The following is a 6,869-nucleotide window of genomic DNA, read 5'->3' on the forward strand; positions in this document are numbered from 1 at the left end:
TTCAGGTCACCTGAAATCAGAGCCGCGAAGAGCGATCTTCGCGGCTTTTCCTTGCGCAGACACCGGCTTTCTTGCGCTCGGGCTGAGTTGATCGAACCGCTGAGCGATTTTGAGATACGGCCCGAAGGCTCAGCCGGCCTCCTTGGCCTGCCTACGCCGCTTGCGGCGGCGGCCGCTCATCTCCCAACGCTTGTGGAACCACATCCACTGTCCGGGATCCTCGCGCACCCAGCGCTCGACGACGTCGGCGAGCAGCTGGGTGGTGGCGTGAACATCGACGCTGCCGCCTTCGGTGCGTGGCAGGGTGAGCTTATCTTCGATTTCGAGGCGGAACCGGTTTCCCGGCAGCCTGACGCAGCGGGCGGGATAGACATCGCAATCATAGTGGCGGGCGAGCATGCCCAGCACCGGATTGCTCTGGCAGGGGCGGCCGAAGAAGGTCGTCTCGTCGCCGTTCGTGAATTTCTGATCGACCAGCACGCCGATATTGCCGCCGTTTTCCAGGATGGCGGCGAGCGCGAACGACGAGCCGGTCGAAGAGGGGAGCAGCCCTCCCATCGTCGAGCGGCGTGTCGAGTGGATGTAGTCGGCGAGGTAGGGGTTGTTCGGCGGGCGGAACAGCGCCGTGATGTTCATGCCGAAGGTGGCAGCGGCGACGGGCAGCAGCTCGAAATTGCCGAGATGGCCGGTGAACAGGATGTGTGGCTTCTTCTCGCCGGCTATCTCGACGAAATGGTCGATGCCGCGGACCTCGACCCGGCCCGGCTTGGCGGCATTCGGGTCGAAATCGAAGAGGGCATCAAGGAAAATGTATTCGGCGGCAAGCCGGGCCATGTTGCCCCACATGTCGGACGCGATGGTCTCGATTTCGGCATCGCTCTTTTCCGGATAGGCAAGGCGCAGATTGTTGACGGCCACCCTGTGCCGCTCGACCAGCGGCCCGATGCGGCGGGCGACGCGGTCAGCAAAGTTCAGCGCGCTGTCCGGCGGCAAAAGGCGCAGCAGGCCGATCATCGCCATGGCGAGCCGCGCGACCAGCCAATGCTCCATCTGGCGCAACCGCCGGCCGTAGCGGAACATGAAGTCCCGGCGGGCTTTCTTGAGCACCTTGGCGACCATCTTGGCTTAGGAGACGCGCAGGATGATCTTGCCGAAGACGTCGCGGCCTTCCATGCGCTTCAGCGCGGCGCCGATGTCGTCGAAGCCGACTTCGGTATCGATGACCGGGGCGACAAGGCCGGCCGCCATCTTCTGCATGGCATCGGCCATGTTCTCCATGCGGCAGCCGAAGGAGCCAAGCAGCTTCAGCTGCTGCTGGAAAAGCTGCATCAGATTGACCTGCGTAGACACGCCAGAGGTCGAGCCGCAGGTGACGAGACGGCCGCCACGCCTCAAGGAGAGCATCGAGCCGGCAAAAGTGTCGGCGCCGACATGCTCGAAGACGACATCGACGCCCTTCTTCTTCGTCAGCTTGCGCACGACGCCTTCGAAGCGGTCCTCGCGATAGTTGATGACATGGTCGGCGCCAAGCGCCTTCGCCTTGTCGATCTTGTCGTTCGATCCGACCGTGGTGATTACAGTGCAGCCCATCTTCTTGGCCAACTGGATCGCGGCGGTGCCGATGCCGGAGCCGCCGGCATGGACGAGGATGGTCTCGCCGGGCTCCAGCTTCGCGTTGTCGAACAGCATGTGCTCGACGGTGCCGAAGGTGACGGGCGCCACGGCGGCGCCGATCTCGGTGACGCCGGGCGGCGCGGTTACCAGCAGGCGGGCCGGCAGGTTGATCCTTTCCTGGGCAAAACCGTCGAGGTGAAAGCCGTGGACGCCGGACACATGCTCGCAAAGATTGTCGCGGCCTTCGCGGCAGGCTCGGCAAAGCCCGCAGGTGCGCGCGCCGTAGATCGATACCAACTGGCCTGGCAGGAGGTTGGAGACGCCGGGCCCGACCGCCTCGACCTCGCCGGAGGCTTCGGCGCCGACGACCAGCGGCAGCTTGCGCTTGGCGAATGCCATGCCGCGCCAGCCCCATACGTCGATATGGTTGAGCGCCACCGCCCTGATGCGGAGCGTCACTTCGCCGAGCGAAGGCGGCGGGGGCGGCGGCAGGTCCACCGTTTCAAGGCGGCGGTCCTCGATAAGTTGCAATGCGCGCATGGGGCCTGTCGGGTTCTGTCAGAGCGGAAAGAGGTCCGCTTAGACCGGTTCCCGCGCCATGACAAGGCAGGTGTTCTGGCCGCCGAAGCCGAAGGAATTCGACAAAACCGTGCCGACCGCGGCGTTGCGCTTCTTGTTCGGCACCACGTCGAGCACGATCGCAGGATCGGGATTGTCATAGTTGATCGTCGGCGGGATGACACTTTCGCGCATCGTCATCAGCGAGAACGCGGCCTCGACCGCGCCGGCGGCCGACAGCGTATGGCCGATCATCGACTTGTTGGAAGATATAGGCATCGAGCCGATCCGCTCGCCGAATACGGTCGACAGCGAGAGGTGCTCCATCTTGTCGTTTTCCGGCGTCGAGGTGCCATGCGCGTTGACGTAGTCGATCTCGTCTTCGCCGAGGCCCGCGTCGGCAAGGGCGGCTCGCACGGCGGCGATCGCCGGCGAACCGTCGGGCTTTGAACGCGTGCGGTGGAAATCGTCGGCCTTTTCGCCGCAACCGCGCATGATGCCGAGGATGGTGGCGCCCCGGGCCAGCGCCGCCTCAAGCGATTCCAGCACCAGCGCGCCGGAGCCTTCGGCCAGCACGAAACCGTCGCGATCCTTGGAAAAGGGCTTTGACGCCTTTTCCGGGATGTCGTTGTGGGTGGAAAGCGCCGACAGCAGCGAGAAGCGGATCAGCGCCTCGGCGGTGGCGGACCCGTCCGCGCCGATCGACAGCGCCTTGTCGCATTCGCCGCGGCGGATCGCCTCGACACCGAGCTGGATGGCGGTCGCGCCGGAAGCGCAGGCGGTCGACAGCGTGATCGGCAGGCCGCGCGTGCCGAAACGGTCGGCGAGACGATCGGCAATCGAGCCGAACTGAGTGGTCTCGAAAACGTCGAGCTCCTTCAACGCGCGGGCCACGCGCAACAATCTCTCAGCGCCGCTTTCCTGCTTGTCCGAATTATAGAGCGAGAAGCGGTCGGCCCAGTCGAGCTCGACCGGCGGCGAGGCGAGGAACAGCGGGCCGCCGAAATCGCCGGAATCGAGGCCGGCTTCCGACACTGCCTCCTGAGCCGCCGTCTCGGCCAGCTCGTAGGTGAGGGGGCTGGCACCCTTGGAGCTCGACGGCAGGAAGTCGACCATGCCGGAGATGCGGGTGTTGAGATGATCGATGGGAAAGCGGGTGATCGGATGGATACCGGATTTTCCGGAGGTCAGCGCCGCCCAGTTGTCCGCCTTGCCGACGCCGAGCGAGGTAACGACGCCGATGCCGGTCACGGCGACGATCGGCCTGCCCATGTGATCGCGGAGATTGGCCATGTTTCCTATCTGCCTCGGTCCAGAGCAATTCCAGGGAAAGTGTATCGCGGTTTTCCGTCCGGAATTGCGTAAAACAAATCTATGCGGCCTTGATCAGTCCCAGGCCCTCGAATTGGTGATAGCCGATCGCCGTTGCAAGGACGGCAGCAGGAGTACCGTCGAATGGCCGCTCCACTGTTGCATCGAAGACAGGGTAGGAAGCCTTGCGGTCGACGGCGAGCGCTGCGAGCGCCACGGCAAAGGGAAACTGCGCTTCCTTCATGTGCCCGGTGAACGTCGAGAAAGCGCGCGCGGCAATCGCCGGATTTGCGTCGAGCGCCGCCTTTTCGGCCGCCGTGGCGGCATGAGCGCCGGAGGCCCCGGAAATCGTCAGCAATTCGCCGGCGGCGGGCAGCGCCGCCTGCTTCAGCAGGGCAGCGATCTCGGCGTTCAACTCGCCGCGCCGGCGCCGGGCGCGGCCGGAAATGACTGGGCCAAGTTCAGCATAGATTTTGCGACCGCGGCTCACCGCGTGCTCGCGCTGTTCGAGCACCAGGAAAGCGCCGCCTGAGCCCGTCACCACGCCGCCGCCTTCGGCGCCCTGCCGCTGCCAGAGCGGCCGCCAGGGGCCGCGGTGCAGGTAGCCGGCAAGCTCGTAGCCGAGCAGCATGTCGGAATGTTCGGTCTGGAACGCGCCGCCGACCAGCACATGGGTCGACTGGCCGGAACGGATGCGCGCGGCCGCCGTCTCGACGGCGGAGACGCCGGCGCCTTCCTCGCCCATGAAGGTGCGGGACGAGCCGGTGACCTTGTGAACGATGGAGATATTGCCTGCGAGCAGGTTGGAAAGCTGGGCCAGGAACAGCGTCGGCCGCAATTCCGTGGTCAGCTTCTCGTTGAGCAGCACGTCGCGGTCGTTGCGGCTCTCGGAAGCGGCGAGGATCGCGCTGTCGACAGCCTCGTCGCGCTCGCCGCCGCCGGCCGCCACCACCATGTCCATGGTGGCGCAGAGCTCGTCATTGCCCTTGATGCCGGCGTCGTCCAGCGCCAGGCCGGCAACATAGGTGCCGAGCCTCTGCCAGGTTTCCATCTGGCGCTGGTCGCCGCGCTTGGCGATCTGCAGGTTCCAGTCGATCTCGGGCAGCGGATGGATGGTGTAGGGCGCAAAGCGCGTCGCATCGAGCACCGGCTCGACGCCCGGTCGGGTCAGCTTCTGCCAATGCGCGTCCGGTCCTTCTCCCAGCGAGGAGACAAGGCCGATGCCGGTGATGACGACGTCGTGAGAACTCATGGGCGCCTGTTGTTGGGGCGGCTGTTGTGGGTCAGGTGACCGGGCACGTCAAGACCGTGCCCGAGCCGCCTCAGGCGGCCTTGGCTGCGACCAGCGCGTCGATCTTGGCGCACAGGTTCTTCATGACGAAGTAGTCGTCGGTCGAGGCCTTGCCGTCATTGACCTCCTGCGTCCACTTTTCCAGCGGCACTTTGATGCCGAATTCCTTGTCGATGGCAAAGACGATGTCGAGGAAATCGAGGCTGTCGATGCCGAGATCGTCGATGGTGTGGCTTTCGGGCGTGATGGTGTCGATATCGATCTCGCTGGTGTCGGCAATGATCTTGGCGACTTTCTCGAACGTGGTGGACAAGGGCTCTTCCTTCGGTTGCGGGCGGAATCTGTCCGCATCTTGTTTGGGCGCTGTCTAATCGGTTTTTCCGGGCAGGAAAAGGCCTGAGGCGCCGGGCGCAGATGGGATGCCGGCTTTCTAGACGCAAGAAGGGCCGCTGAATGACTAGCGGCCCTTCCCATTTGACGTCACGTCAGTCTCTGTTTCGATGCATGTCGCTGTCCCAAAACCGGAACCACTTTTGGGCGACATGCATCAGCCCTCGCGGAGCTTGACCAGGTCGTTCAGCAGCCCGCCCGTTCCGTTGTGGACGGTCAGCCGCTCGACCTTGCCGGCGATGGCCTCGAGAGCTTCGAGCTCCTTCAGCCGCAGCATCACCGGGTTCTCGGCCATCACCTTGGCCGTGTTGAGCAGCGAACGCGTGGCGTTCGTCTCCTCGCGGCGGCGGATGACGTTGGCCTCGGCCTGCTTTTCGGCCGAAACCACCTGGTTGAGGATTTCACGCATATCGCCCGGCAGGATGACATCCTTGAGCGCGATATCGCTGACCTCGAGGCCGATCGCGGCCATGTCGGCACGCACCTTGGCCGCCGCCTCATCGTCGACCATCACCTTCTTGTCGAGGATCTGGTCGAGCGTGAGCGCGCCAAGCGTCTTGCGGAAGGCGTACTGCAGGGCGCGGTAGAGGGCTTCGGAGAAGTCCTTGACCGTGCTCACCGCCGTCACCGGATCGACGACCCGGTATTCGGCGGCGATGTTGACGCGGATCGTCACGCGATCCTTGGTCAGCATCTCCTGCCCGGCGACATCGAGCGACTGCCGCTTGAGGTCGACGACCTTCACCTGGACGATGCGCCCGACATTCCAGAAGGCGTGGACGCCCGCCGCAAGCGTGCGGGTGTAGACGCCGTCCACGAACAGCAGCCCGACCTGGCCGTCCACGACCGGATGCAGGAACATGTGTTCCGTCTTCCGGGCCTGGCCGATCCGGCGCATCAAGGCCGGATCGACGGCGAGATCCGCCGCCGTGTCGACGGACGTCACCTTCCACGGGCCGGCATCCGTCCACAGCACGAGCTTGCGATCCGGAGTGAGAACGGCATGGAGGGCGCCGTCGCGCTCGATGACGGCAATGTCGGTGCGCCCGGTGCGAACGACGGTGAAATGACGCGCGGCCACATCCGGGAGCTTGTCGAACAATGCCTTCTCGTAAGCCGAAACGAATTCCGGATTCTTCAGGTCGTGCCTTGACACTTCCAGGTTCCCGCGCCGGCTGGCGAGCCAGTGCTCGCCCGGCATCAGGACAGCCTGGATCTCGCCCTTGTAGAGGGCGACGGCACGCTCATTTTCCTTCACGAGGACGCGCTGGCGTCCAAGAAGCTTTTCGAGAATGATCTTCATTGTCTTTACTCCTGTCGGGCATGGCCCCATGCGAGGCGTCACGTCATGCGTCGATCGTCCTTTCGTTGCTTGTTTCCATCGTCTCTTTTCAGTTCCGGCCACGAATGATCCGGAGACCGGTGGCATCCGCGCACGACGGGCCTTCGGGAGCGGATCGCAGGGGCGGCGAAGCGGGCGCCGGAGCCCGAAGGCTCCTTTGCTGGCACTGCCGCGCCTTGATCGTCACCGCGGGCCTGGCCGCGAGCCGATGGCGCAGGACATCGCGGGCCGGTGGGGCCGAAGCCCTGCCGTCCTTGAAATCCTTGCATTCCGGTCCCCGGACCGTTTTGGATAACACCACCAAAAGGTGTCGTGCCCTTCCCGAGAGATGGGTGACAGTTCATTCCGGATAGATGGGTTACA

General features: G+C 64.6%; 6 protein-coding genes. All 6 read right to left on the minus strand.

The genetic code is table 11. From position 1 onward, the window contains the following. Positions 1-129: 129 nt before the first annotated feature. The 6 genes from AU465_RS22320 to AU465_RS22345 all read right to left on the minus strand — a co-directional run bounded on the left by AU465_RS22320 (position 130) and on the right by AU465_RS22345 (position 6,467). The gene (locus tag AU465_RS22320) at positions 130-1,119 is read right to left on the minus strand and encodes a lipid A biosynthesis lauroyl acyltransferase (RefSeq protein WP_192253069.1); all 990 of its coding nucleotides are present in this window, start codon (positions 1,117-1,119) and stop codon (positions 130-132) included. 6 nt (positions 1,120-1,125) lie between these two features. Further along, positions 1,126-2,154, minus strand: coding sequence for a zinc-binding dehydrogenase (locus AU465_RS22325; RefSeq protein ID WP_192253072.1), 1,029 nt, complete (start codon positions 2,152-2,154; stop codon positions 1,126-1,128). 39 nt (positions 2,155-2,193) lie between these two features. Further along, positions 2,194-3,465, minus strand: coding sequence for a beta-ketoacyl-ACP synthase (locus tag AU465_RS22330; protein ID WP_192253075.1), 1,272 nt, complete (start codon positions 3,463-3,465; stop codon positions 2,194-2,196). A 79-nt stretch (positions 3,466-3,544) separates the two neighbouring features. Next, complete coding sequence (locus tag AU465_RS22335) at positions 3,545-4,735, minus strand: beta-ketoacyl-ACP synthase (protein ID WP_192253078.1); 1,191 nt, start codon at positions 4,733-4,735, stop codon at positions 3,545-3,547. Between the two features lie 70 nt (positions 4,736-4,805). Continuing rightward, a complete protein-coding gene (locus tag AU465_RS22340) occupies positions 4,806-5,087 on the minus strand; it encodes an acyl carrier protein (protein WP_027167184.1) in 282 nt (93 codons plus the stop codon). A gap of 234 nt (positions 5,088-5,321) precedes the next feature. Further along, positions 5,322-6,467, minus strand: a complete 1,146-nt coding sequence (locus AU465_RS22345; protein WP_192253081.1) for a slipin family protein — start codon at positions 6,465-6,467, stop codon at positions 5,322-5,324. Positions 6,468-6,869 lie beyond the last annotated feature (402 nt).

Origin of the sequence: Mesorhizobium silamurunense (assembly GCF_014843905.1) — a bacterium.
In the GTDB taxonomy this organism is placed as follows: Bacteria; Pseudomonadota; Alphaproteobacteria; order Rhizobiales; family Rhizobiaceae; genus Mesorhizobium; species Mesorhizobium silamurunense.

Excerpts from the sequence above, each read along its gene's own strand:
- AU465_RS22320 (WP_192253069.1), bottom strand. The coding sequence starts at position 1,119 with ATGGTCGCCAAGGTGCTCAAGAAAGCCCGCCGGGACTTCATGTTCCGC.
- AU465_RS22325 (WP_192253072.1), bottom strand. The coding sequence starts at position 2,154 with ATGCGCGCATTGCAACTTATCGAGGACCGCCGCCTTGAAACGGTGGAC.
- AU465_RS22330 (WP_192253075.1), bottom strand. The coding sequence starts at position 3,465 with ATGGCCAATCTCCGCGATCACATGGGCAGGCCGATCGTCGCCGTGACC.
- AU465_RS22335 (WP_192253078.1), bottom strand. The coding sequence starts at position 4,735 with ATGAGTTCTCACGACGTCGTCATCACCGGCATCGGCCTTGTCTCCTCG.
- AU465_RS22345 (WP_192253081.1), bottom strand. The coding sequence starts at position 6,467 with ATGAAGATCATTCTCGAAAAGCTTCTTGGACGCCAGCGCGTCCTCGTG.